20 protein-coding genes and 1 riboswitch are annotated in these 22,496 nt (G+C 72.7%); of the genes, 11 read left to right on the top strand and 9 right to left on the bottom strand.

Annotated features, from left to right (window positions below):
- Nucleotides 1-14: 14 nt before the first annotated feature.
- On the bottom strand, nt 15-1,190 hold the full coding sequence (gene thiO / locus ACWCRJ_RS01860; protein ID WP_450937398.1) for a glycine oxidase ThiO: 1,176 nt from the start codon (nt 1,188-1,190) through the stop codon (nt 15-17).
- Nucleotides 1,188-1,299, bottom strand: a riboswitch (TPP riboswitch). (Overlaps the previous gene by 3 nt.)
- A gap of 52 nt (nt 1,300-1,351) precedes the next feature.
- On the opposite strand from thiO, the gene ACWCRJ_RS01855 reads away from it, so the two are divergent.
- The 6 genes from ACWCRJ_RS01855 (at nt 1,352) to ACWCRJ_RS01830 (ending at nt 6,304) form a co-directional block, all read left to right on the top strand.
- Nucleotides 1,352-1,735, top strand: coding sequence for a hypothetical protein (locus ACWCRJ_RS01855; RefSeq protein WP_450937397.1), 384 nt, complete (start codon nt 1,352-1,354; stop codon nt 1,733-1,735).
- A 32-nt stretch (nt 1,736-1,767) separates the two neighbouring features.
- Nucleotides 1,768-2,997 (top strand): NAD(P)/FAD-dependent oxidoreductase, encoded by a 1,230-nt coding sequence (locus ACWCRJ_RS01850; RefSeq protein WP_450937396.1) that lies wholly within the window; start codon nt 1,768-1,770, stop codon nt 2,995-2,997.
- 106 nt (nt 2,998-3,103) lie between these two features.
- Nucleotides 3,104-3,469 carry an Rv2175c family DNA-binding protein gene (locus ACWCRJ_RS01845; protein WP_005478255.1) on the top strand — a complete coding sequence of 122 codons (366 nt, stop codon included), beginning with the start codon at nt 3,104-3,106 and terminating at the stop codon, nt 3,467-3,469.
- Nucleotides 3,470-3,605: 136 nt separating this feature from the next.
- Nucleotides 3,606-4,250, top strand: coding sequence for a thiamine phosphate synthase (gene thiE / locus ACWCRJ_RS01840; RefSeq protein ID WP_450937395.1), 645 nt, complete (start codon nt 3,606-3,608; stop codon nt 4,248-4,250).
- A gap of 111 nt (nt 4,251-4,361) precedes the next feature.
- The gene (gene metF / locus ACWCRJ_RS01835; protein ID WP_046913840.1) at nt 4,362-5,285 is read left to right on the top strand and encodes a methylenetetrahydrofolate reductase [NAD(P)H]; all 924 of its coding nucleotides are present in this window, start codon (nt 4,362-4,364) and stop codon (nt 5,283-5,285) included.
- 56 nt (nt 5,286-5,341) lie between these two features.
- Nucleotides 5,342-6,304: an SCO2102 family sporulation regulator gene (locus tag ACWCRJ_RS01830; protein WP_450937394.1), complete on the top strand. Its 963-nt coding sequence runs from the start codon at nt 5,342-5,344 to the stop codon at nt 6,302-6,304.
- 54 nt (nt 6,305-6,358) lie between these two features.
- On the opposite strand, the gene ACWCRJ_RS01825 is transcribed toward ACWCRJ_RS01830, so the two are convergent.
- The 4 genes from ACWCRJ_RS01825 to ACWCRJ_RS01810 all read right to left on the bottom strand — a co-directional run bounded on the left by ACWCRJ_RS01825 (nt 6,359) and on the right by ACWCRJ_RS01810 (nt 11,938).
- Nucleotides 6,359-7,855 carry a phytoene desaturase family protein gene (locus ACWCRJ_RS01825; protein ID WP_450937393.1) on the bottom strand — a complete coding sequence of 499 codons (1,497 nt, stop codon included), beginning with the start codon at nt 7,853-7,855 and terminating at the stop codon, nt 6,359-6,361.
- Nucleotides 7,856-8,269: 414 nt separating this feature from the next.
- A complete protein-coding gene (locus tag ACWCRJ_RS01820; RefSeq protein WP_450937392.1) occupies nt 8,270-8,902 on the bottom strand; it encodes a TetR/AcrR family transcriptional regulator in 633 nt (210 codons plus the stop codon).
- 35 nt (nt 8,903-8,937) lie between these two features.
- Nucleotides 8,938-11,022, bottom strand: a complete 2,085-nt coding sequence (locus ACWCRJ_RS01815) for a YhgE/Pip family protein (RefSeq protein WP_450937391.1) — start codon at nt 11,020-11,022, stop codon at nt 8,938-8,940.
- On the bottom strand, nt 10,994-11,938 hold the full coding sequence (locus tag ACWCRJ_RS01810) for an ATP-binding cassette domain-containing protein (RefSeq protein WP_450937390.1): 945 nt from the start codon (nt 11,936-11,938) through the stop codon (nt 10,994-10,996). Before ACWCRJ_RS01810 ends, ACWCRJ_RS01815 begins: the two co-directional genes overlap by 29 nt.
- Before the next feature lie 175 nt (nt 11,939-12,113).
- Here ACWCRJ_RS01810 and ACWCRJ_RS01805 point away from each other — a divergent pair, with 175 nt between their 5' ends.
- The 3 genes from ACWCRJ_RS01805 to ACWCRJ_RS01795 all read left to right on the top strand — a co-directional run bounded on the left by ACWCRJ_RS01805 (nt 12,114) and on the right by ACWCRJ_RS01795 (nt 14,245).
- On the top strand, nt 12,114-12,653 hold the full coding sequence (locus tag ACWCRJ_RS01805) for an SAV_6107 family HEPN domain-containing protein (protein WP_020115262.1): 540 nt from the start codon (nt 12,114-12,116) through the stop codon (nt 12,651-12,653).
- 132 nt (nt 12,654-12,785) lie between these two features.
- Nucleotides 12,786-13,556 carry a methyltransferase gene (locus tag ACWCRJ_RS01800; protein ID WP_046913834.1) on the top strand — a complete coding sequence of 257 codons (771 nt, stop codon included), beginning with the start codon at nt 12,786-12,788 and terminating at the stop codon, nt 13,554-13,556.
- Between the two features lie 287 nt (nt 13,557-13,843).
- Nucleotides 13,844-14,245, top strand: coding sequence for a DUF3040 domain-containing protein (locus tag ACWCRJ_RS01795; protein WP_046913833.1), 402 nt, complete (start codon nt 13,844-13,846; stop codon nt 14,243-14,245).
- A 361-nt stretch (nt 14,246-14,606) separates the two neighbouring features.
- Here the strand turns inward: ACWCRJ_RS01795 and ACWCRJ_RS01790 are convergent, their stop codons facing one another.
- The 4 genes from ACWCRJ_RS01790 to ACWCRJ_RS01775 all read right to left on the bottom strand — a co-directional run bounded on the left by ACWCRJ_RS01790 (nt 14,607) and on the right by ACWCRJ_RS01775 (nt 20,358).
- Nucleotides 14,607-17,135, bottom strand: coding sequence for a transglutaminase TgpA family protein (locus ACWCRJ_RS01790; protein ID WP_450937389.1), 2,529 nt, complete (start codon nt 17,133-17,135; stop codon nt 14,607-14,609).
- Nucleotides 17,132-18,490: a DUF58 domain-containing protein gene (locus ACWCRJ_RS01785; RefSeq protein WP_450937388.1), complete on the bottom strand. Its 1,359-nt coding sequence runs from the start codon at nt 18,488-18,490 to the stop codon at nt 17,132-17,134. The genes ACWCRJ_RS01790 and ACWCRJ_RS01785 overlap by 4 nt, the downstream gene beginning before the upstream one ends.
- Nucleotides 18,487-19,527: an AAA family ATPase gene (locus ACWCRJ_RS01780; RefSeq protein WP_450937387.1), complete on the bottom strand. Its 1,041-nt coding sequence runs from the start codon at nt 19,525-19,527 to the stop codon at nt 18,487-18,489. The genes ACWCRJ_RS01785 and ACWCRJ_RS01780 overlap by 4 nt, the downstream gene beginning before the upstream one ends.
- 285 nt (nt 19,528-19,812) lie before the next feature.
- Complete coding sequence (locus tag ACWCRJ_RS01775) at nt 19,813-20,358, bottom strand: beta-class carbonic anhydrase (protein WP_005478235.1); 546 nt, start codon at nt 20,356-20,358, stop codon at nt 19,813-19,815.
- Nucleotides 20,359-20,686: 328 nt separating this feature from the next.
- Between ACWCRJ_RS01775 and rsmH the strand changes: the two genes are divergently transcribed.
- Entirely contained in the window at nt 20,687-21,643 is a 957-nt protein-coding gene (gene rsmH / locus ACWCRJ_RS01770; RefSeq protein ID WP_450937386.1) for a 16S rRNA (cytosine(1402)-N(4))-methyltransferase RsmH, read from the top strand.
- Between the two features lie 130 nt (nt 21,644-21,773).
- Complete coding sequence (locus tag ACWCRJ_RS01765) at nt 21,774-22,370, top strand: hypothetical protein (RefSeq protein ID WP_450937385.1); 597 nt, start codon at nt 21,774-21,776, stop codon at nt 22,368-22,370.
- Nucleotides 22,371-22,496: the final 126 nt, after the last annotated feature.

Here is a 22,496-nt window from a genome sequence, read left to right as displayed (position 1 = left end):
CGTCCCGGTGGTGTTCATACGGGCTGCTCCAGGAGTTCGCGGGCCGCGCCGGCGCGGAACCGCAGCGGGGTGAAGTCGCGCGCCTCCGAGGGCAGTTCACCGGTGGTCAGCACATGGGCCAGGACGTCACCGGTGACCGGGGTGAGGAGCACCCCGTTGCGGTGGTGCCCGGTCGCGAGGATCAGACCGTCGAGCCCGGTGGGGCCGAGGAGCGGCGCGTTGTCGGGGGAGGCGGGGCGCAGTCCCGCGCGGGTCTCGGTGAGCGGGAGTTCGGTGATCCCGGGGACGAGTTCATGGGCGTCCCGCAGCAGTTCGTACACCCCGCCCGCGGTCACCGTGGTGTCCCAGCCCTGCTCCTCGCTGGTCGCGCCGACGACGAGTTCGCCGTTCTCGCGCGGCACCAGGTAGACATGACTGCCCCGCACCACGGCCCGTACCGTACGGCTCAGGAAGGGCGCGTACGGCTCCGGCACCGTCAGCCGCAGCACCTGTCCCTTCACCGGCCGCACCGGCGGCACCACGTCCCGCGGGATCCCGGCGAGCCGCCCGCTGAGGCTGCCCGCGGCGAGGACGACCCGCTCCGCGGTCAGCCGGTCACCCTCGCCGGTCCGGACCCCGGTGGCCCGCTCCCGGACCACCGACAGCTCCTCGGCCCTGGCCCGGTGGAACACGACCCCCGCGCGTTCGCAGGCCGCGACGAGGGCCCTGGAGAGCCGCCTCGGGTCGATCTGGTGGTCCCCGTCGGCCCGCAGTCCGCCGCGCACCCCCGGCGCGAGCATCGGCTCCAGGCGGCGGCAGTCGCGGCCGCTCAGCCACTCGGACTCCAGGCCCGACCGGCGCTGCAGGGCGTGCAGTTCACGCAGATGGGCGCGGTCGTCGGCGTCCAGCGCGACGGCGAGCGTGCCGCAGCGGCGGTAGCCGAGGTCGAGGCCGGTCGCCTCCGTCAGCTCGGCCACGAAGTCCGGATAGCGGCGCGCGGACTCCACGTTGAGCCCCAGCAGCGTCTGCTCGCCGTAGTGCAGTTCGGTGACGGCGGCGAGCATCCCGGCCGCCACCTGCGCGGCCCCGCCGCCGGGCGCGGGATCGGCCACGGCCGTGGTGAACCCGCGCAGCGCGGCCCGCCACGCCGTCACGAGCCCGATGATTCCGCCCCCCACGACGAGGACGTCTGACGTGTGCGTACGCGACATGGGCGTCCAGCCCCTCCCTTCGCCGGCATGACCCGGATCAGGTTCGTACGGTCGGAGGCCGCCAGCCTCCCTCTCAGCCCGGTGCGTCCGGGCTCCCGCGAGTGCTCTACGGTGGCCCACCCTAGCCCTCGCCGTTCGTCCCAGAAAGGGAGCCTCCGCCCATGGCCCGTTCGCTCGACGGTCTCGTCCTCGCCCCGGTCGCCGACCAGGCCCCCGGTCAGGTGGGCACCCGCACCCGGTTCGTCTACCACGAGCGGGACGGCGAGATCTGGGCCGAGTACGCGGGCGGTGACGTCGTGCGGGGCCATCTCGTGGGCACGCGCGCGGGGGACCGGCTGGACTTCCGGTACGTGCAGCTGAAGACCGACGGGACCACCGCCTGCGGGCACTGCCTCTCCCTGGTGACCGAACTCGCCGACGGGCGCGTCCAGTTGGAGGAGACCTGGGAGTGGGAGTCGGGGCCGGGCAGCGGGACGAGCGTGGTGGAGGAGGTCGGCGAGCGCGCGGACCCGCCGCCGGGGAGCGACCGCCGCGCGACCGGCTGACCGACCGAATGCCGGTTGTCTATGGTGACCGGGTGAGCGAGCAGACGCAGCACAGGAGCGGGACGCCGGCGCGGCGCGTGGTCGTCGTGGGCGCGGGCATGGCGGGCGTGCAGACCGCGGTCGCGCTGCGCGAACAGGGCTTCACCGGCGACGTGACACTGATCGGCGCCGAGCCCCACCAGCCCTACGACCGCCCGCCGTTGTCCAAGGCCGTGCTGCTCGGCAAGGCCGAGGGCTCCGCCTTCGACGTCGACTTCGAGGCGCTCGGCATCGAACTCCGGCTGGGCCGCGAGGTGACCGGCCTGCGCCCCGCCGACCACGCGCTCGACACGGCCGCCGGGCCCGTCCCGTACGACGTCCTCGTCCTCGCGACCGGCGCGGAACCGATCATGCTGCCGGGCGCCGAGGGCGTGCCCGGGGTGCATCTGCTGCGGACCCTGGACGACGCCGAGCGGCTGCGGCCCGTCCTGGCCCGCCGACACGACATCGTGGTCGTCGGCGCGGGCTGGATCGGCGCCGAGTTCGCCACGGCCGCGCGCGAGGCGGGCTGCGCGGTGACGGTCGTCGAGGCCGCCGAACGCCCGCTCGCGGGCGCGCTCCCGGCGGAGGTGGCCGCGCCGATGACCGCCTGGTACGCCGACAGCGGGACCACCCTGCGCACGCACGCGCGCGTGGAGCGCGTCGAGCCCGGGACGGTGGTCCTGGACGACGGGACCCGGGTGCCTGCCGACGCGGTCGTCGTGGGGATCGGCGCCCGCCCGGCCACGGCCTGGCTGGCGGGCTCGGGCATCGAGCTGGGCGCGCACGGCGAGGTGGTGGCCGACGACCACCTGCGCGCCTCCGCGCCCGATGTCTACGCGGTCGGCGACTGTGCCTCCTTCCCCTCGGGCCGGTACGGCAGGCGCCTCCTCGTCCACCACTGGGACAACGCCCTCCAGGGTCCCCGCACGGTCGCCGCGAACATCGTCGGCGAGACCCCCGAGCCCTACGACCCGGTCCCCTACTTCTGGTCCGAGCAGTTCGGGCGCTTCGTCCAGTACGCCGGTCACCACGCCGCGGCCGACACCATGGTCCGGCGCGGCGACCCCACCGGCGCCGCCTGGTCGGTCTGTTGGCTCCGCGAGACCCGGCTGGTCGCTCTTCTGGCCGTGGGCCGTCCCCGGGACCTGGCCCAGGGCCGCCGCCTGATCGAGGCGGGCACGCCGATGGACCCGGAGCTGCTGCGGGACCCGGCCCGGCCCCTGAAGGCGGCGACGGCCTAGACCGGGCGCGTCCTCCCGCCGTCCGACGCCGCCCCGCGCACCGGGCCGCCCCCGTCGGGGGAGGCCCGGCTACCCACTGTCAGTCCCAGATGGCAGTCTTGGGGACGTGACCGAGATTGACGCAAAGATCGATGCTCTCGTCCCCGCGTGGCTGACCCTGCCCGACATCGCAGAGATGCTGGACGTCGAGGTGACCCGCGTGCGGCAGCTGGTGAAGGAAGGCCAGCTCATCGCCGTACGCCGTGGTGAGAACCGCGCGCTGCACGTCCCCGCCGCCTTCATCGACGAGGACAAGGTGGTCAAGGGCCTGACCGGCACCCTGACCCTGCTGAGGGACGACGGCTTCAGCGACGAAGAGATGCTGGAGTGGCTCTTCACTCCGGACCCGAGCCTGCCCGGCACGCCGGCCCAGGCCCTGAGCGAGAATCGCGGCACGGAGGTGAAGCGCCGCGCCCAGGCGCTCGCCGTCTGACCCGGACGCCCGCCACACCCGCAGCACCGAGACAGCACCGACGCAGCCGCCCGGACGGCGTACGGAAGCCGTGGCCCATGAGGGGCGCGGTCCCGTACGCCGCACCGACGGCCCACCGCCGACGGGGGACCCACCCATGCCCGACGCCGCAGCCCGGCTCGCCGACGCCCGGCTCTACCTCTGCACGGACGCCCGCAGGCGCCAGGGCGACCTGCCGGAGTTCCTGGACGCGGTCCTGGGTGGCGGCGTGGACATCGTGCAGCTGCGCGACAAGGGCATGGAGGCCGCCGAGGAGCTGGAGCACCTCCAGGTCTTCGCCGACGCGTGCCGGCGGCACGGCAGACTGCTGGCCGTCAACGACCGCGCGGACGTCGCGCACGCCATCGGCGCGGACGTGCTGCACCTCGGCCAGGGCGACCTTCCGGTCCCCGCCGCCCGCGCCATCCTCGGTGAGCGCGTCCTCGTCGGCCGTTCCACGCACGCCGAGGAGGAGGCGGCCGCCGCGGCCGTCCAGGAAGGCGTGGACTACTTCTGCACGGGCCCCTGCTGGCCCACCCCGACCAAACCCGGCCGCCACGCCCCCGGCCTGGACCTCGTGCGGTACACCGCCGCCCTCGGCACCGAGCGCCCCTGGTTCGCCATCGGCGGCATCGACCTCGGCAACCTCGACGAGGTCGTCGAGGCCGGCGCCCGCCGGGCCGTCGTCGTCCGGGCGATCACGGAGGCCGACGACCCCGGAGCCGCCGCGGCGGAGTTCACCGAGCGCCTGCGGGCCCTCTGACCGGTCCGGCCGCCGCCCACGGCTGTCCAAGGCGTGGACAGCAGGTCGGCAAAGCGGACAAATTTCCCCTCTCTGGTTGGGGGACGGCCGTGACCTGACTAACCTGCCGGTATGGCCCTAGGAACCGCTTCGACCAGGACTGATCACGCACGCACCGTGCGCGACATGCTCGCCACGGGCAGGACCACGTACTCCTTCGAGTTCTGGGCGCCCAAGACGGAGAAGGGCGAGCGGAACCTGTGGAACGCCCTGCGCAGGATCGAGGCGGTCGCCCCCAGCTTCGTCTCCGTGACGTACGGCGCCGGCGGCTCCACCCGGGCCGGCACGGTGAAGGCCACCGAGCAGATCGCCGCCGACACCACCCTCACCCCGGTCGCCCACCTCACCGCGGTCAGCCACTCCATCGCCGAGCTGCGCAACATCATCGGCCAGTACGCGGACGCCGGGATCCGCAACATGCTCGCGGTCCGCGGCGACCCGCCCGGCGACCCGATGGGCGAGTGGATCGCGCACCCGCAGGGCCTGACCTACGCCGCCGAACTCGTCCGACTGATCAAGGAGTCGGGCGACTTCTGTGTCGGCGTCGCGGCCTTCCCGGAGATGCACCCGCGCTCCCCGGACTGGGACAGCGACGTGGCGCGCTTCGTCGACAAGTGCCGCGCGGGCGCCGACTACGCGATCACGCAGATGTTCTTCCAGCCGGAGTCGTACCTGCGTCTGAGGGACGCGGTGGCCAAGGCCGGCTGCGAGACCCCCGTCATCCCGGAGGTCATGCCCGTCACCAGCGTGAAGATGCTGGAACGGTTGCCGCAACTCAGTAACGCCGCCATCCCGAACGCCCTGAAAGAGCGGATCGTCACAGCCAAAGACGATCCGGCCGCTGTACGCTCCATTGGCATCGAGTTCGCCACGGAGTTCTGCGCGAGGCTGTTGGACGAAGGAGTCCCCGGACTTCACTTCATCACCCTGAACAACTCCACCGCGACTCTGGAAATCTACGAGAACCTGGGTCCGCACCACCCGTCACGGGCCTAGACCGGTCGCACTCGCGTACGACACACTGCGTAGCGGCCACAGGGAGAGGGGCGTACATGGGCTGGACGGTCCTCTACATCGCGTTCGGTGTCGTCGCGTTGTGGCTGCTGGGTGAGGTGCTGCTGCAGTACAAGGCGCGTCTGCGCTGGCGGCTGCTCGCCTTCGCCGGTTTCCTCTGTGTCGTCCTCGGTGTGCTCATCCCCAACGTGATCGTCATCGCGCTGGGCGCGATCGCGTTCGCCACCGGGCAGACCTACGTCACCCTCTCGTTCCGCCGCGGCTTCGAGGCCGGGTGGGCCGTCCGACCGCGCACCGGCGAGGGCGAGAGCGAGGGGCAGGACGGCGTCAAGCCCCCCAAGTCCGGGTTCGCCAAGGCCGGCAAGAAGCGGCGGCGCGGCGAGCCGGCCCAGGACCCGGCCCTGGAGGCCATGGACCTGGACTCCACCGCCGCCGGAACGTACCGGCAGGGCGACGACCCGTTCGACGACCGCGACGACGACGTGTTCGTCCGCCCGCAGTCCGCCCCCGCCACCGTGTACTCGCCGGAGCCCATGCCGGACGACACGAACACCTACGGCGTCTACCGCGACGACAACGCCTACGCGGGGGCCGCCGACCAGCCCTACGCGACCGCCGACCAGTCCGCGCAGGACGAGGCCTTCGCCTACTACGGCTACGACCAGCAGCAGGGCTACGGCTACGACCCGAACCAGCAGCAGTACGCCGCCTACTCGGACCCGTACATCGGCACACAGACGTACGACGCCACGGCCTCGTACGACCAGTCCTACGGGCAGCAGGGATACGCGCAACAGGGTTACGGCCAGGATCAGTACGGCAACGGCGGCTACGGCGAGACCCCGCCCGGCGGTGTCTGGGTACCGCAACAGCGCAACACCGACGACCCCTTCGGCTCCGAACTCCCGGCGGACGAGCAGTACCCGTACCAGGGCAACGGCAACGGCAACGGCAATGGCAATGGCCAGAACGGCTACGACGAGCAGCAGTACCGTTTTTGAAGGCTTCTCCGCAGCTTTCCGAAGGACGCCGGGGCCCCGATGAGCCCCGGCGTCTCACTGTGAGCCGCGGAAACCGGGTCCCTCCACGATCAGCCCGGCCACCAGCGCCCCCGACATCCCGGCGTGCGGAAGGCCGCCGCCGGGGTGGGACCAGCCGCCGACGGTGAACAGACCCGGTGTCGCGGTGGAGTTGGACGGGTGCAGCAACCTTCCGCCGGCCGCCGCGAGCGCCGGGGCCGGGATCGCGCCCCCCTGCGCACCGGTTGTCCGGGCGATGTCGGCCGGGGTGCGGACCTCGTGCCACAGCAGGCGCTCCCGCAGATCGGGGACGGCACGCTCGGCCGCGGTGATCAGCCGCTCCGCGTACCCCTCGACCGCGTCCGGCTCCCCGGCCGGGACCACGCACGTGACGGTGACCGCCTCATGGCCGGGGTCCGGCACCGGCGCCGGATCGTCCGGGCGCAGCACGGTGACCGTGGGCCGCGCGACCGTCCCGGGGGAGGGGCCGAACAGGAGGTCCAGCTCGGCGTCGCGGTCCTGCGCGTGCACCACCGTCCGGTGCGCCGTGCCCTCCGGCCGACCGCCCCGCAGCGCCAGCAGCACGGTCAGCCGGCTCGGCGCCCCCCGCTGCGCCGGAACCTCGCCCTCGCTCCGTACGGCCGACCGCCGCACCCCTCGCTCCAGCACATCGGGAGCGACCCCGGCGACCACGAAGTCGGCCTCGGCGACCGAGCCGTCCGCCAGTTCCACGCCGGCCGCCCGGCCGTCCTTCTCGACGATCCCGGTGACCTCGGCGCCGAAGACGAACTCGACCTTCCGCGCCAGGCACCGCTCGTACAGCGCCCGCGCCAACTCCCGCAGTCCGCCCCGGACGTACCAGGTCCCGAAGGCGTGCTCCATGTACGGCAGGACGGCCGCGCTCGCCGGGACGGACCGGGGATCCAGACCGTACGCGAGGGCGTGGCTCTCCAGGAGGGCCGTCAGCCGGGGGTCGCGCAGCTCCCACGCGCCGACCTCCGCCAGAGTGGTGGCGCGGCGGGTGCGCAGGAGACGCCTGTGGGGCACCGAGGGGTACGGCTCGCGCTCGGCGAGGACCGTTCGGTCGGGCCGCAGCGGCTCCTCCAGAAGGGGCCGCCGGGTGTGGTCCCAGGCCTCGCGGGCCCGCACCAGGAAGTCGCCCCAGCGGTCGCCGGCGCCCGGGCCGAGCGCGGCGTTCAGGGCGGCGACCACGCCCGCGCGTGAGGCGTTGGGAAGGCGAAGGTCGGTGCCGTCGGCGAAGACGTGCCGGGCCGCCGGGTCCACCTGGACCAGGTCGACGCACTTCTCCAGCGGCTCCTTGCCGGTCTTGACGAACAGGTCGCGGTAGACGGCGGGCAGCGGCAGCAGCCCGGGACCCGTGTCGAACACGAAGCCGTCGCGCTCGAAGCGGCCCACGGCCCCGCCGTAGGTCTCCGTGCTCTCGTGCACCACCACGTGGTGGCCCGCGACGGCCAGCCGGGCGGCGGCCGCCATGGCGCCGAGGCCGGCGCCGATCACCGCGATTCTTGCCATGTCGGCGACCTTATCGGGCGCCGCTTCCCCGGACTTTCGCGGGAGCGGCCGGGCCCCGCGGCGAGTACGAACGCGGGCGTGATCGTCACCAGTCGGCAACAGGCGGGGCTGGGGTTGAGTACGCAGGGCTGAGTACACGTACTCAGCGGGTGAGATGAGTACGCGCGCGGATGGGCTCCGACCTGCGCGAAGGAGAAGGTGGAGGCACGGGAAAGGGCGCGGCCGCGGTACCGCCGACACGGGGCGGCGGAACGGCATCCGCGCTCCGACCGCTCCTTCCGTCGACGGGAGTCGGCGGGAGCGAGGCACGGGGGAGTACGGGGGAGCACGGGGGATCGGGAAAGCGCCGGTTCGAGGTGGCACGCGGGGGACGCTGCCAGTTCGGGCCGGCGCTTCTCGTCCGTCCCGGCCCGGTCAGCGGTTTCCGCTCACCCGGCCCTGCAGCAGCCGGGACAGCGCCGCGTGGACATCGTCCAGGGAGCGGTCCGGCTGGAACGCCTTCCAGTCCAGCGCGGCCACCAGGACCATGCCGACCAGGGCGGACGCCGTCAGGCCGACATCGATCTCGTCGCTCAGCTCGCCCCCCTCGACGGCCTCGCGCAGCACTCTCTCGACGACCGCGACGGCTTGCTGCCGGACGACCATCAGCGTGGACTGCCAGGCACGGTTGGTGCGCCACAGCTCGGCCACGTACAGCTGGGTGAAGGACGGGTAGCGATCGATGAAGACGAGGCCGGCCCGGATCATCGCGTCCAGCGAGTCGACCCTGCTGCCGCCTTCCCGCGCGGTCCGCTCGGCGGCCTCGCTCAACGAGGCGGTGAGGAGTCCCACGCCGTGCCGCAGCAGCTCCTCGAAGAGGACCGACTTGCTCGCGAAGTTGTAGTAGACCGTGCCCTTGGCGACACCGGCGCGCTCGGCGATCTCGTCCACCGTGGTCGCGGAGAACCCCTGCTCCGCGATGAGGGTGACGGCCGCTTCGTAGAGTTTCTGCCGGGTCGCCTCGCGGCGGCCCCCGCCTGCGCCGCCGGGGGCGTTGGTGCTTTCCATGGCCCTGATTGTCACAGGAACCGTGCCGTGCGCGGTCACAGGCTCAACTCCGGGTGCAGTCGGTCCAGGGTCCACACCTGCTTGCGGCGGGCGGACAGGGCGGTCAGCGCGAGGGCGCCGGCGGTGAAGGCCACCAGCACCGCGCACGCCTGCCACACCGGGCCGAGACCGCCACCGGTGATGAGCCTGCGGAGTGCGTCGACGACATGGCTCATCGGCAGGAAGGGGTGGACCGCGTTGAAGAAGCCGGGGCTGGTCTGCACGGGGTACGTGCCGCCCGCGGACGTCAACTGCAGCATCAGGAAGGCGAGGACGAGGATCCGGCCCGCCGCCCCGAAGCGCGCGTTGAGCCACTGCACGATCGCCGCGAAGCACGCCGTCACGAGGAACAGGAAGCCCACCGTCCCAGCCGCCCTCGCCATCTCCAGGCCGACCGCCCAGTGCAGCACCGCCATCAGCGCGACCGTCTGCAGCACGCCCAGGGCGGCGACCGGAAGCCAGCCCGCCAGCGCGATGCGCCACGCCGAGGCACCCGCCGCGAGGGCCCGCCGGTTGAGCGGCTGGATCAGCATGTACGCCACCATGGCGCCCACCCACAGGGACAGCGGGATGAAGTAAGGGGCGAACCCGGTGCCGTAGTTGGGCGCCTTGTGCAGGTCCCTGGTGGCCAGGCGCACCGGGTCGGCCATCACTTCGGTGCGCTTGTCGCGGGCTTGCTCGTCGTAGTCCGGGATCTGCTCGGCCCCGTCGTGCAGACCGCCCGCGAGCTTCCCCGAACCGTCGGCGAGCTTGTACATGCCGCCCTTGAGGTCGACCGCGCCCGTCTTCAGCGCGCCGACGCCCGTGTCCAGGTCCTCCGCGCCCGTCTTGGCGGTGCCGAGACCGGTGTGCAGCGTCTTGGCCCCCTTGGCGACCTTCGTGGCGCCCTTGTCGAGGGCGTTCACCTTGGCGACGGCGTCGTCGAGGTCGGTGGACAGGGTGGGCGCGGCCTTCGCGAGGGCGCGGGCCTGCTTCTCCAGGGTCTCCAGGTCCTTGTCGAAGGCCTTCAGGTCACCGTCGTAGTTCTTCACCACGGTGTTCACGTCCTCGGCGAGCGTGGCCGCCTGCGCCGCCGCGTCCTTGGCCTTCTTCAGGTCCGCGCAGGCCGCGTCGGGCAGGACCGGCTCCTCGCAGCGTCGCCCGTACACGTCGTCGAGGGTGTCGGAGGCGGCCCGGGTGCCGGTCGCGGCGGCCGGTGCCGTCGTCACGAACGCGTCGAGGTGGTCCCGGATCGTGGCCGCCGAGTCGGCGACCAGGGTGGCGGTGTCGGCGATCGTGTCGCCGTTCTTCGCGAGGAAGGGCCGCACCTGGTCCGCCGCGGCGCCGACCTTGTCGGCGAGCTTCCCGGTGCCGTCCGCCACCTGCTGGGCGCCGTCCTCCAGGTCGCCCGCGCCCTTGTCCAGGTCGTCGAGACCGCCGGACAGCTTCCCGCTGCCCTCCTTCGCCGTCCGCAGACCGTCCGCGAGGTTCTTGGAGCCCTGCTCGGCCTTGTCGATGCCGCCCTTGAGGTCGTCGGCGCCGTCGGCCGCCTTCTCGGTCTGCCCGTGGAGGTCCGAGAACGAGATGAAGATCCGGTCCAGGAACGACCGCGACGCCTTCGTCGACGCCGCCGTCCGCACCTCCGAGAACACGGTCCGCGAGATCTGCCCGACGATGTAGTTGTTCGCGTCGTTCGTCCGCACCTGGAGGGCGCCCGTCTCCGGCACGTCCCCGGAACTCGACGCGATCCGCTCGCTGAAGTCCTTCGGCATGGTCAGCGACAGGTAGTACGTGCCGTCCTCGACACCGGCGCGGGCCTCGGCGGCGCTCACCCGGTGCCACTCGAAGGTGTCGCTCTCGCGCAGCCCCTCGGCGATGTCGTCACCCGCCGTCAGCCGCTCCTTGCCGACCGACGCCCCCTTGTCGTCGTTCACCAGGGCCACAGGGATGCGGTCGAGCCGCCCGTACGGGTCCCAGAAGGACCACAGGTACAGAGCGCCGTACAGCAACGGCAGCAGCAGGAGCGAGACCAGCGCGGCGCGCGGCAGCTTCCCCCGGCCGAAGCGCCTCAGCTCAAGAGCGGCCAGTTTCGGCGAGCGCATCGGCGGACTCCTTGTCGGTGGCTTCGGTGGCTTCGGTGGCTTCGGTGGCTTCGGTGGTGGCGCTGTGGTCGATGTCGCCGGTGGTCTCGATGGTCTCGGTGGTGTCAGTGGTCTCGGTGGCGTCGGCGGGATCGACGGTGTCGGTGCTGTCGCTGTCGTCGCCCGTGCCCGCACGCGCGCGTGCGTCCTTCTCCGGCGCCGTGGACACCACGACCGCCCCCTCCGGGGCCTCGCTGCACACCGCCACCACCGTGATGCCGGATTCGGTCAGAGACCTCAACAGGGCCCACACCTGGGCCCGTTCGGCGTCGGAGAGCTTCAGGTCGGTGTCGTCGACGCCGAGCAGCCGGGGCCGGCCGACGAGGGCGAGGGCGACGGACAGCCGCAGGGCATCCATCCGGTCCAGGTCGCGTACCGCGGTCCGGGAGCCCTTGGGCAGGGCCTCGCGATCGAGACCGGCGGCGGTCAGGGCGGCCTCGATCCGGCCCTTCGCCTCGGCGGCGCGCTCGGCGCGGGACCGCAGCAGCCCGCGCAGGGAGCCGTCGAACCGCCGCTGCAGCAGGGCCCGTTCGCGCAGGTGCTCGCCGACGGTCAGGGCCGGGTCCAGGTCGGTCACACCGGGGACGTGGGCGAGGGCGCTGACGCGGCGCACGGCCGCCATCCGCTTCGGCAGCCGCAGGGAGCCGACCGTGGCGTGCCCCTCGCTCGGCTTCATCCGTCCGGTGAGCGCGAGCAGCAGACAGGTCCGGCCCGACCCGGACGGCCCCTCGACCGCGATCAGCGCACCGGGCTCGGCTTCGAACCCGAGGCCCCGGAACGCCCACCCGCGCGGCCCCTTCAGCCCGAACCCCTCGGCTCCGACGGCGACGCCCCCGGCCGTTTCCCGCCGGGCGTCGGCCTCCCGTGGCTCTCCCATGCTCCCGAGCCCCTCTGCATTTCTTTAAACTGACTGGTCAGTGCAAAAACTACTCCGAACTTCTGATCGAAGCAAAAGAGCAGGTCAGAACGGATTGTCAGTGGCATACCGCACGATGGGCACATACGGCACCTCGTGTCAGAGCGTGTCGTCCGCAGACGACAGGAGGTTCGTCATGGCCAGCCACCACGCAGCAGCCGCCAACCGGCGCCGCGCCACCGGCCCTGCCCCCTCACTGACCGGCCCGGCGAGCGACGTGCACCCCGTGCTGCGCCGGGCGACGGCCCCGCCCGCCGCCCTCGACCTGCTCGCCCAGGCCCGCTCCGGACTCGACGAGGCGTCCGCCCACCAGGCGCCCAACGAGCGGTACGCCACCGCCCACCTGGCCGCCCTGCGCACCGCCGCCGCGGTGCTCGCCGCCCGGGGCCGCCCCGAACTCACCCCTAAGCGCCGCGCGAAGATCCGCAGTGCCTGGGAGGTGCTCCCCGAGATAGCGCCCGAACTCGCCGAGTGGAGCGCGCTGTTCGCCTCCGGCGCCGCCCGCAGGGCGCGTGCCGAGGCGGGCATCCAGGGCGCGGCGAGCGCACGGGACGCCGACGACCTCATACGCGACGTGGCGATGTTCCTGCGCCTGGTCGAACGGATGCTGGTGCTCCAGCCCGTGCTGCCCCAGCCCCGGCGGGACGGCGAGCCTGGGGTCCCGGACGCGGGCTGACCGACCGCCCCGGCGCCGCCCATTAGGGTTGGGGCAGTCGCCACCCTCCATCGCGGCCCCCGGGCCCGGTGGAGACGCAAGCCCATCGCTCCGCCGTACGCCAGGCGGTGCCGCGCCGAGGAGTCAACTGCCGTGTCGGACCCGATGCGCCCCCGCGCCTCCCTCCGTACCGCCGTGGTCTGGGAGGTCCTGCAAGACGCCCTCGACCGCCGGGTGAAGGCCACGGCACGCGAGTCGCTCGACGTCCTGGACACCGGGGGCGGCAGCGGCAACTTCGCGGTGCCCGTGGCCCGCCTCGGCCACCGGGTCACCGTCGTCGACCCCAGCCCGAACGCGCTGTTCGCGCTGGAGCGCCGGGCCGCCGAGGCCGGCGTCGCCGACCGTGTGCGCGGCGTCCAGGGCGACGCCCACGGCCTCTTCGACGTCGCCGAGCGCGGCGGGTACGACGCCGTCCTCTGCCACGGCGTCCTGGAGTACGTGGACGACCCGGCCGAGGGCATCGGCAACGCGGTCGCCGCGCTGCGCCCCGAGGGTGTGCTCAGCCTGCTCGCCGCCGGCCTGGGCGGCGCGGTCCTCGCGCGGGCCCTCGCCGGGCACTTCAAGGAGGCCCGGCAGGCGCTCGACGACCCGAACGGACGCTGGGGCGAGGGTGATCCGGTTCCCCACCGCTTCACCGCCGAGCAGCTCACCGCGCTCGTCGAGGGCGCGGGCCTGGAGGTCGCCGCCGTGCACGGCGTGCGGGTCTTCGCCGACCTCGTCCCGGGCGTCCTCGTCGACACCGAGCCGGGCGCCCTGGACGCCCTGCTCAAGCTGGAGGCCGCGGTCGCCGAACAGCCCGCCTTCCACTCCGTGGCGACCCAACTTCATGTGCTGGGCGAGACGCGAGGGGCCGCCGGGTCCTGATCCGGCCCCCGGGACGAATGGGGTGACCCCCTGATCAGGGGCTCGGCGGCGGATGGAGTACGCCACAGGCCCCCCGATCGGGCGCTCGGAGCCGTATGATCGAGGGAGACCGTTCCGGCATGACGGGCCGTCCGCTGGGGAATTCACACCTCAGCGAGTCGGGGTGCCATGGCGGGTCCCGGTTGGCGAATTGGCGTAGAGGGGCGGGTTTCAAGGGGGCGATTCCCTGCCTATCCTGAAGAGGACCCCCCGGGTCGCTCCGGCGACCGCACGATGAGGAGGACTCCGTGCCGCTCTCAGAGCACGAGCAGCGCATGCTCGAGCAGATGGAGCGAGCGCTGTACGCCGAAGATCCCAAGTTCGCGTCAGCGCTCGAGGGAAGCGGGCTGCGTACGTACACCCGGCGGCGGGTCTACCAGGCGGTCGCGGGCTTTCTGGTGGGTATCGCGCTCCTCATGGCCGGAATGGTCGCACAGCAGATCTGGGTCAGCGTGGTGGGGTTCCTCGTCATGCTGGGCTGCGCCGTGCTCGCCGTCACCGGTTGGCGCAAGGCCCCCAAGCCGGGTGAGCAGCCCGCCGGTGCCGCAGGCTCCGCCGGCGCGCGTCGTCAGGCCCGACAGCGTCGCTCCATGATGGACCGAATCGAACAGCGCTGGCAGCGTCGTCGTGACGAGCAGGGCGGCCACTGAGTCCGCCGGATCTCCGATCCGACAGTCACAGCTGAACTGAAAACGGACGAAGGGTGACCACCCGAGGGGCGGTCACCCTTCGCGTACGCCCGAAACCGGAACCTGAAATCGAACAGCCGCACCCTCTCCGGTGACGGCTGCTTCGGCGTGCTCGGGCGACCGCCGGGGTGGAGCCGGCCGTCGCCCAGCCCCAGCCGTCGCCCGGCCCCAGCCCCAGACGGTCAACCGTGCGCGGCACGGACGACGCCACGGACCCGCGGACGACGCCACGGACCCGCCCCCTATGACCCACACACGTCTGCCCCCGCCCGGCGAACCCAGGCGGGGGCAGACGTGAGCGGAGCCCGCGAGCCGCCGGCCGTCAGCCGGGCCGGCCGGGTGAGGGGCGTCTCCAGGGCAGGCGTGGCGTCGGGACACGGGACAGCAGCTCCTCCAGGGCGTTCGTCCAGCGGGCGGAAAGGGACCAGAACACCCGAACGGTCGAACGCGGCAGCAGCAGTGCCCGGAGCTTCGTCCGGCGGTCGGCGTGTTTGCGAAGGCCGACCGCGACCTGGTGCGCGTCCCGGGCCAGACCCGCCGGGACCTGCGGACGCGGAGCGAAGAGGACCTGCTCCACCGCCGCCGCCACCCGGTGCACCGCGTCAGCGGCCGACGGTTCGAGCTCCCCGATCCGCACGATCCGTGCGGCGGCCTTGCGAGGCGTCAGCGACTCGTCCGGCGTGATCCCGTAGTCCCAGGCCGTGTCGGTCACCTCCTGCCAGGCGGCCAGCGCATGGGCCGCGGCGGCCTCCGTACGGCCGAACCCGTCGGCTCTGCCCGCCGGGGCCAGGGAGCCCTGCGGTCCGTCCGCCTCCTCGGTCACCTCCCGCGCGACGGCGGGCCCGCGGTCACCCTTCGGCACCGCACCGTCATGCGCGCCCAGCCGCACGGACCGGACCCGCAGCCGCCACAGCATCGGCAGCAACGGGATCGCCAGCAGCAGGAGAGCACCCGGCAGGATCAACAGGGTCCAGGGCGAGAAGAACAGCAGACCCCACAGCGAACGCTCCTCGTCGTCCGTATCCGCCACGGCCGCCGCGGACTCGCTCGCGCAGGCACCCAGCTTCACCTCCTGCGGGGTGCAGCTCTCGCTCGCCGACGGCACGGCCGACGGCGCCGTGGACGCCGACTGCGAGGGCCGGGGCACATCGGGCAGACCGCCGGTGCCGGACTCCTCCGGAACCGTGTACGGGGGAGTCGAGCCCCGGTTGGGGGTCGGCTCGAAGCGGGTCCAGCCCACGCCCTCGAAGTACAGCTCCGGCCAGGCGTGCGCGTCGCGCAGGCCCACCGACATCGTGCCGTTCGTCTGCGGGGTGCCGGGCGTGAAGCCCACGGCCACCCGGGCCGGTATGCCCAGTGTGCGGGCCATCGACGCCATCGCGAAGGAGAAGTGGACGCAGAAGCCCTCCTTGTCCTGGAGGAACCGGGCGATCGCGCGCGCCCCCGTGCCGGAACGCACCTCGGTGTCGTACGTGAACTCGCCGCTGAACGCGAACCAGTCCTGCAGCTTCACCGCCCGCTCGTAGTCGTTCGTCGCGCCCTTGGTGACGTCCAGCGCGGTCTTCGCCACCACCGGCGGCAGCGAGGCCGGCACCTTGGTGTACTCCCGCCGCAGGGACGGGGGCGGCTCCGGCGCCGAGGCCAGCTGCTCCGCCGTGGGCTGCACGATCAGGCTCTCGACCTTGTACCGCGCGCCCTTGGTGTTCTGGCCGTGGTCACCGACGAGCGTGCGTCCCACGGGCTCGAACCGCCAGTCGCCGTCGATGTCGACGCTCGTGACCGGGTACGGCATCGGCAGCCAGTTCTGCTCGTAGTCCTGCGCCGCGACGATCCGGGTCTCGATCGAGGTCCGCTTCACGTCGGAGGCGAGGCCGATGGGGGTGCCGAACTCCTCCGGAACCCCGGTGATGGAGCGCTCGGTCGGCGTCCAGGAGGTGCCGTCGAACCTGTCCAGGGAGACGATCCGCAGATACATCTCCTGCATGTTGTCCGTGTTGGTGCGGTAGGACAGGACCTGGCGGTCCTCGTCCACGTTCAGGCTGCCGCTCAACGCCACCACGGGGTTCACCGCGGAGATCGTGCCACCGCCGGAGCCCCCGCCGATGCCGGTGCCCGTACCGCTCAGCAGTCCCCCGTCGAGGGAGGGCAGTCCGAGGGGCACCACCAGGGCGATGCCCAGCGCGACCGCGCCGATGCGCCGACCGGTGCGGACCGGGGCCACCGCGCCGCCCGCGGACTCCGCGCGCGGACCGTGGGGCGCACCGCCGAAGACCCGGCCCCACTGGGAGAGCCGGTCGCGGCTCTCGGTCAGGAGCAGCAGCAGATAGCCGGCGGAGGCCAGCAGGAACCACAGCCACGCGGCGCCGTCGGAGAGCCCCGCCGCGACCGAGTACAGCGCGAGCAGCGGCAGGCCTGCCGGGGCCGCGCTGCGGAACGTCACCGCGAGCGCGTCGACCATGAGGCCTATCACCAGCACACCGCCGATGATCATCAGCTGGATGCCGTCGCTCAGCGGGGCCGGGATGGCGTACCGCCCGACGTCGTCGGCGCCCGCCCGCAGCAGCTCCGCGAACTGCTGGAAGGCCTCCGGACCGGGGACGATCCCGGCCACCGCCTGCTCCCGGGCGAAGACCAGCGTCAGCATCATCAGCGCGACCAGCGCCTGCGCGGCCACGGTCAGCGGCCGGGCCAGCGGGACCCGCCGCGTGAGCGCTCCCACGCCGGTCAGCACACCCAGCATCAGGGCGGCCTGGAAGATCCAGGTCGCCGGGTCGACCAGAGGCAGCAGTGCGCACGCCGCCATGATCGTCGCGGCCCAGGCGCACAGCGCCAGCCTCGCCCGCCCGCTCATGACCGTCCCTCCATGCCGCTCCCGGACATCACACCGAGACGCTGCCGGTCCGCCTGCCGCCACAGGTCCGCCAGCGAGGCGCCCCGAGGGACGGTCAGCGCCGTCCAGCCCGCCTCGTGCAGCAGCCGCAGCGACTCCTCGCTCGCGCTCCCGGCACCGGGCACCTCGCCCGCCTCGGTCGTCCACGCCTCGCTGTCCAGCAGGAAGGCGACCGCCCCGCCACCGCGCTGGCGCATCTTGCCGATCACCGTCGCCTGTTCCTCGTCGAGGTCGCCGAGGAAGGCGATCAGCAGCCCTTCGTTACCGCCGCGCAGCACGTCGTACGCGGGCGAGAGACCCGATCCGTCGGAGTGGTCGATCACCGCGAGGGTGTCCATCATCAGTCCCGCCGCGTCGGCGGACTCCTGGCTGGCGCCCGCGAACCCGTCCGCGCCCTCGCCGGGCACCGAACTGCCGGTGTCCGTCAACAGCCGTACGGAGAAGCCCCGTTCGAGCATGTGGACCAGCATGGAGGCGGCGCCGGAGACGGCCCACTCGAAGGCCGAGTCCGGGCCCGCGCCGAGGAACGCCTCGGCCCGGGTGTCCAGCAGCACCGTGCAGCGGGCGCGCTGCGGCTGCTCCTCGCGGCGCACCATCAGCTCCCCGTAGCGCGCGGTCGAACGCCAGTGCACCCGGCGCAGGTCGTCGCCGTGCCGGTAACCACGCGGGATCACGTCGTCCTCGCCGGCCAGCGCCAGTGAACGCTGCCGGCCGTCGCCGTACCCCTTCGCCTCCCCGCCCAGCCGCACCGGCGACAGCGCCTCCACGCGCGGGACGACGGTCAGGGTGTCGTACGTGGAGAAGGACCGGGTCAGCTCGCACATGCCGAACGGGTCGGTCAGGCGCAGCTGGAGCGGACCCAGCGGATACCGGCCGCGCAGATCGGAACGGACGCGGTACGACACCTCGCGGCGGCCGCCCGCCTCCACCCGGTCCAGCACGAACCTCGGGCGCGGACCGAGCACGTAGGGCACCCGGTCCTGGAGCATCAGCAGCCCGGTGGGCAGCCGCGAGACGTTGTCCATCCGCAGATGGACGCGGGCCTCACCGCCGGCCGGCACCCGCGCGGGGGAGAGCCGGCGGCTGCCCGCGACCCGGTATCGGGTGCGGTACAGCACGGTCGTGCAGACCAGCGGCAGCACGGCCAGCAGCAGGCCCACCCGCAGCAGATCGCTCTGCCCGAGGACGTACGCGCAGATGGCGGCCGCGATGCCGGCGGCCAGGAACGAGCGCCCGCGCGTGGTGAGGCCGGCGAGGGCCGTGCGCAGCCCGCCCTTGTCCTGCTCCGGGGTGGGCGCCGGCCCGGGGGTGGTCATCCAAGCCTCCGCGGCGGCTGCTGCGGGTACGCGGGCGTGGCGTGGACCGAGCCGAAGCCGCTCTGCGCCTGGGGTGCCTGCGGTACCGGCGTGCGCTGCAGGATCTCCTGCACGACCTGCTCCGGCGTCCGGCGGTTGAGCTGGGCCTGCGCGGTCGGCAGCAGCCGGTGGGCGAGGATGGCCACGGCCAGCGACTGGATGTCGTCCGGCAGGGCGTAGTCCCGGCCGTTCAGGGCGGCGGTCGCCCTCGCCGCGCGCAGCAGATGCAGCGTGGCGCGCGGCGAGGCGCCGAGTCTGAGATCGGGGTGACTACGGGTGGCGCCGACCAGGTCCACCGCGTACCGCCGGACCGTTTCCGCGACGTGCACGCCCCGGACGGCCTCGATCAGCTTCACGATCTCGTGCGCGTGCGCCACCGGCTGCATGTCCTCCAGCGGCGAGACGCCGCCGTGGACGTCGAGCATCTGCAGCTCGGCCTCCGGACTGGGGTAGCCGACGGAGACGCGGGCCATGAAGCGGTCGCGCTGGGCCTCCGGCAGCGGGTAGGTGCCCTCCATCTCCACGGGGTTCTGCGTGGCCACCACCATGAAGGGGCTGGGCAGCTCGTACGTCGTGCCGTCGATCGTGACCTGGCGCTCCTCCAGCGACTCCAGCAGCGCGGACTGCGTCTTCGGCGAGGCGCGGTTGATCTCGTCGCCGATCACGATCTGCGAGAAGATCGCGCCCGGCTTGAACTCGAACTCCTTGCGCTGCTGATCCCAGATGGACACACCCGTGATGTCCGACGGCAGCAGGTCCGGCGTGAACTGGATACGCCGCACCGAGCAGTCGATGGACCGCGCCAGTGCCTTGGCCAGCATGGTCTTGCCGACGCCGGGCACATCCTCGATCAGAAGATGCCCCTCGGCGAGCAGCACTGTCAGCGAAAGCCGTACGACCTCAGGCTTGCCCTCGATCACTCCTTCGACCGAACTGCGGACTCGCTCCACAGTGCTGGTCAGATCAGTGAGGCTCGCTCGATCGTCATAGGTCGTCACCCGGCCCTCCTCGGCCCGTTCTTTCTCCGGGCCGTCGCTCTGCGATGCGGACCGGCCCACCCCGAAACACGGACACCACGCGGAAACTGCTCAGCGTGACGTCACATCCGCATTCTTGCTGCCGTTACCAATCCGTGTCACTCGCCTGTGGATAACGGTCTGCGATATGTCGGATTTGTGGTCTTTTGTAGGGCGAGATGCCAGCAGATTGACAGGAAACCGGGGCTGCGCGCGACCTCCCTCAGGCGGTAGGAGAGGGGTCACGCGCAGCCCGGTTCGACGGGCTCAGGCGGGGTCGACCTCCCGCAGCAGGCCCGTCGTCACGTCGAAGACGAAGCCGCGCACGTCGTCGGAGTGCAACAGGAACGGGTTGGTGCGCACCCGCTGCATGGACTGCCGTACGTCCTGGTCCACGTCCCGGAAGGACTCCACCGCCCAGGCCGGCCGCTGCCCGACCTCGGTCTCCAGCTCGTTCCGGAAGTCCTCGGTGAGGGACTCCAGTCCGCAACCGGTGTGGTGGATGAGGACCACGCTGCGGGTGCCGAGCTTGCGCTGACTGATGGTGAGCGAGCGGATCACGTCGTCGGTGACCACGCCGCCCGCGTTGCGGATGGTGTGACAGTCGCCCAGCTCCAGGCCGAGCGCGTCGTGCAGGTCGAGGCGGGCGTCCATACAGGCCACCACCGCGACGCGCAGGACGGGGCGCGCGTCCATCCCGGGGTCGGTGAACGCGGCGGCGTACCGCTGGTTCGCCTCGACGAGACGGTCGGTGACGGTGCCGTCGGATATGGCGCCTTCGGGGCCGGTGGGAATTGCTGCGGAGGTCGTCATAGCCATGACGGTACTGGTCACCGCCGCCGGAGGCGCTCTGTGAGAGAGGACAAAGAACGTCATCGAGGCTTGTTGTGAGGTAACCCACAGGAGTGGCCGGATCTCGACCGTACAGGTGATTTCTCCGGCATCGCCGGTTCACCCGCAGGAGGCGGCGCGACGCGCAGGCCGGTTGATTGACCGCGATATGCCGTGGACTAGAGTGACGCGGAGCGGGAGGCGAGGCCCCCTGCTGGACTCGAAATCCCCAGGAGAACCGGCGACAGCCCGGCGTCTCCCCGCGTGCGCGGCGCGTACGTGCGGCTCGCGCCGGACCTGAGAGGGCCCCTTGAGCAACAGCCGCCACGTCCCCGTCATGCTCCAGCGCTGCCTGGACATGCTGGCCCCGGCCCTCACGGAGCCCGGCGCGGTGGTGGTCGACTGCACGCTCGGCCTCGGCGGCCACAGCGAGGCGCTCCTCACCCGGTTCCCCGAGGCGCGGCTCGTCGCCCTCGACCGCGACAAGGAGGCCCTGCGCCTCTCCGGCGAACGGCTCGCCCCCTTCGGCGAGCGCGCCACCCTCGTGCACGCCGTCTACGACGAACTGCCCGACGTGCTGGGCCGCCTGGGCCTGCCGCGCGTCCAGGGCGTCCTGTTCGACCTCGGCGTCTCCTCCATGCAGCTCGACGAGGCCGACCGGGGCTTCGCGTACGCCCAGGACGCCCCCCTCGACATGCGGATGGACCAGACGACCGGCATCGGCGCGGCCGAGGTCCTCAACACCTACCCGGCGGGCGAGCTCGTCCGGATCCTCCGGGCGTACGGCGAGGAGAAGCAGGCCAAGCGGATCGTCTCCGCGATCGTGCGCGAGCGCGACAAGGAGCCCTTCACCAACAGCGCCCGCCTCGTCGAACTGATCCGCGATTCCCTGCCGCAGGCGGCCAAGCGCACCGGAGGCAACCCCGCCAAGCGCACCTTCCAGGCACTGCGCATCGAGGTCAACGGCGAACTGACCGTCCTGGAGCGGGCGATCCCCGCCGCCGTGCAGGCTCTCGCGGTCGGCGGCCGGATCGCCGTGCTGTCCTACCACTCGCTGGAGGACCGCCTCGTCAAGCAGGTGCTCGCCGCCGGCGCCGCCATCACCGCGCCCCCCGGACTGCCCGTGGTTCCCGAGCGCTACCAGCCGAGGCTCAAGCTCCTCACCCGTGGTGCCGAACTTCCCACCGAGGAAGAGGTCGCCGAGAACCGGCGCGCCGCCCCCGCACGTCTGCGCGGGGCGGAACGCGTGCGGGAAGACGTCGAGTGAGGCACGTGAGCCGCATGAGGCCTACGAGGCGGCCGTACACGGTGCGTGAAGGGTGACGGTGAGTGAGTCCGAGAAGCGAACTCGCGGGGACGGTGAGTGAGTCCGGAAGCCGAACGCACAGGGAGGACGCGTGAGCAGGAAACCCGAACTGAGAGGCCGGGCCGCCCGTCTCGCGCGGCTCCTGCCCGTGCGGCCCAAAGGCGCCGCACGCACTCCGTTCGTCCTCCTCGTCGTCCTGCTGCTGGGCGGCGGCCTCATCGGACTCCTCGTGCTGAACTCCGCCCTCAGTGAAGGGTCGTTCAAGCTCGACGACCTCCAGGACGACGTCAAGAGCTACACCGACGAGGAACAGGCGCTCCAGCGCGACGTGGACGCCTACTCCGCGCCCGACGCCCTCCAGCGCCGCGCCCGCGAGCTGGGCATGGTCCCCGGCGGGGACCCGGCCTTCCTGAACCCCGACGGCACCGTCATGGGCGTACCGAGCGCGGCCCAGCAGTCCGTGGCCCGTATGCCGCTCGTCCTCGCGCCCGAGATCCTGGACCCCGGCCCGCCCGCGAGCTCGGCCCCCACTCCCAGCACCACCCCGAGCCCCACGCCCCCGGCCTCCGCGACGCCGTCGCGGCAGCCCGCGCGGGCCCCGGCGCCCGTGGACACCCCCACCCCGGCCCCCACGCCCACCAGCGCGTCCCCACAGTCCACCCAGCTCCCGACGAACCCCGGCAGGTGACGGAAGTGGCCGATTCAGGCAGGCAGCCCCCCCGCCGCCGCGTACCCGGACCCGCCCGGCCCGCGCGCCCGGGCGGGTCGCGGCAGCGACCGGGCCCCGGCGCCCGGCCCGCCGCGCAGCGCCGCC

The organism is Streptomyces sp. NPDC002324 (genome assembly GCF_053593335.1).
This window is presented reverse-complemented; position numbering and strand designations above follow the sequence as displayed.

What these genes read in the sequence shown, in the direction of transcription:
- ACWCRJ_RS01785 (WP_450937388.1), bottom strand. Translation starts at nt 18,490, where the DNA reads ATGACCACCCCCGGGCCGGCGCCCACCCCGGAGCAGGACAAGGGCGGG.
- thiE (WP_450937395.1), top strand. Translation starts at nt 3,606, where the DNA reads ATGCCCGACGCCGCAGCCCGGCTCGCCGACGCCCGGCTCTACCTCTGC.
- ACWCRJ_RS01830 (WP_450937394.1), top strand. Translation starts at nt 5,342, where the DNA reads ATGGGCTGGACGGTCCTCTACATCGCGTTCGGTGTCGTCGCGTTGTGG.
- ACWCRJ_RS01815 (WP_450937391.1), bottom strand. Translation starts at nt 11,022, where the DNA reads ATGCGCTCGCCGAAACTGGCCGCTCTTGAGCTGAGGCGCTTCGGCCGG.
- ACWCRJ_RS01820 (WP_450937392.1), bottom strand. Translation starts at nt 8,902, where the DNA reads ATGGAAAGCACCAACGCCCCCGGCGGCGCAGGCGGGGGCCGCCGCGAG.
- ACWCRJ_RS01775 (WP_005478235.1), bottom strand. Translation starts at nt 20,358, where the DNA reads ATGACGACCTCCGCAGCAATTCCCACCGGCCCCGAAGGCGCCATATCC.
- ACWCRJ_RS01825 (WP_450937393.1), bottom strand. Translation starts at nt 7,855, where the DNA reads ATGGCAAGAATCGCGGTGATCGGCGCCGGCCTCGGCGCCATGGCGGCC.
- ACWCRJ_RS01805 (WP_020115262.1), top strand. Translation starts at nt 12,114, where the DNA reads ATGGCCAGCCACCACGCAGCAGCCGCCAACCGGCGCCGCGCCACCGGC.
- ACWCRJ_RS01790 (WP_450937389.1), bottom strand. Translation starts at nt 17,135, where the DNA reads ATGAGCGGGCGGGCGAGGCTGGCGCTGTGCGCCTGGGCCGCGACGATC.
- thiO (WP_450937398.1), bottom strand. Translation starts at nt 1,190, where the DNA reads ATGTCGCGTACGCACACGTCAGACGTCCTCGTCGTGGGGGGCGGAATC.
- metF (WP_046913840.1), top strand. Translation starts at nt 4,362, where the DNA reads ATGGCCCTAGGAACCGCTTCGACCAGGACTGATCACGCACGCACCGTG.
- ACWCRJ_RS01810 (WP_450937390.1), bottom strand. Translation starts at nt 11,938, where the DNA reads ATGGGAGAGCCACGGGAGGCCGACGCCCGGCGGGAAACGGCCGGGGGC.
- ACWCRJ_RS01855 (WP_450937397.1), top strand. Translation starts at nt 1,352, where the DNA reads ATGGCCCGTTCGCTCGACGGTCTCGTCCTCGCCCCGGTCGCCGACCAG.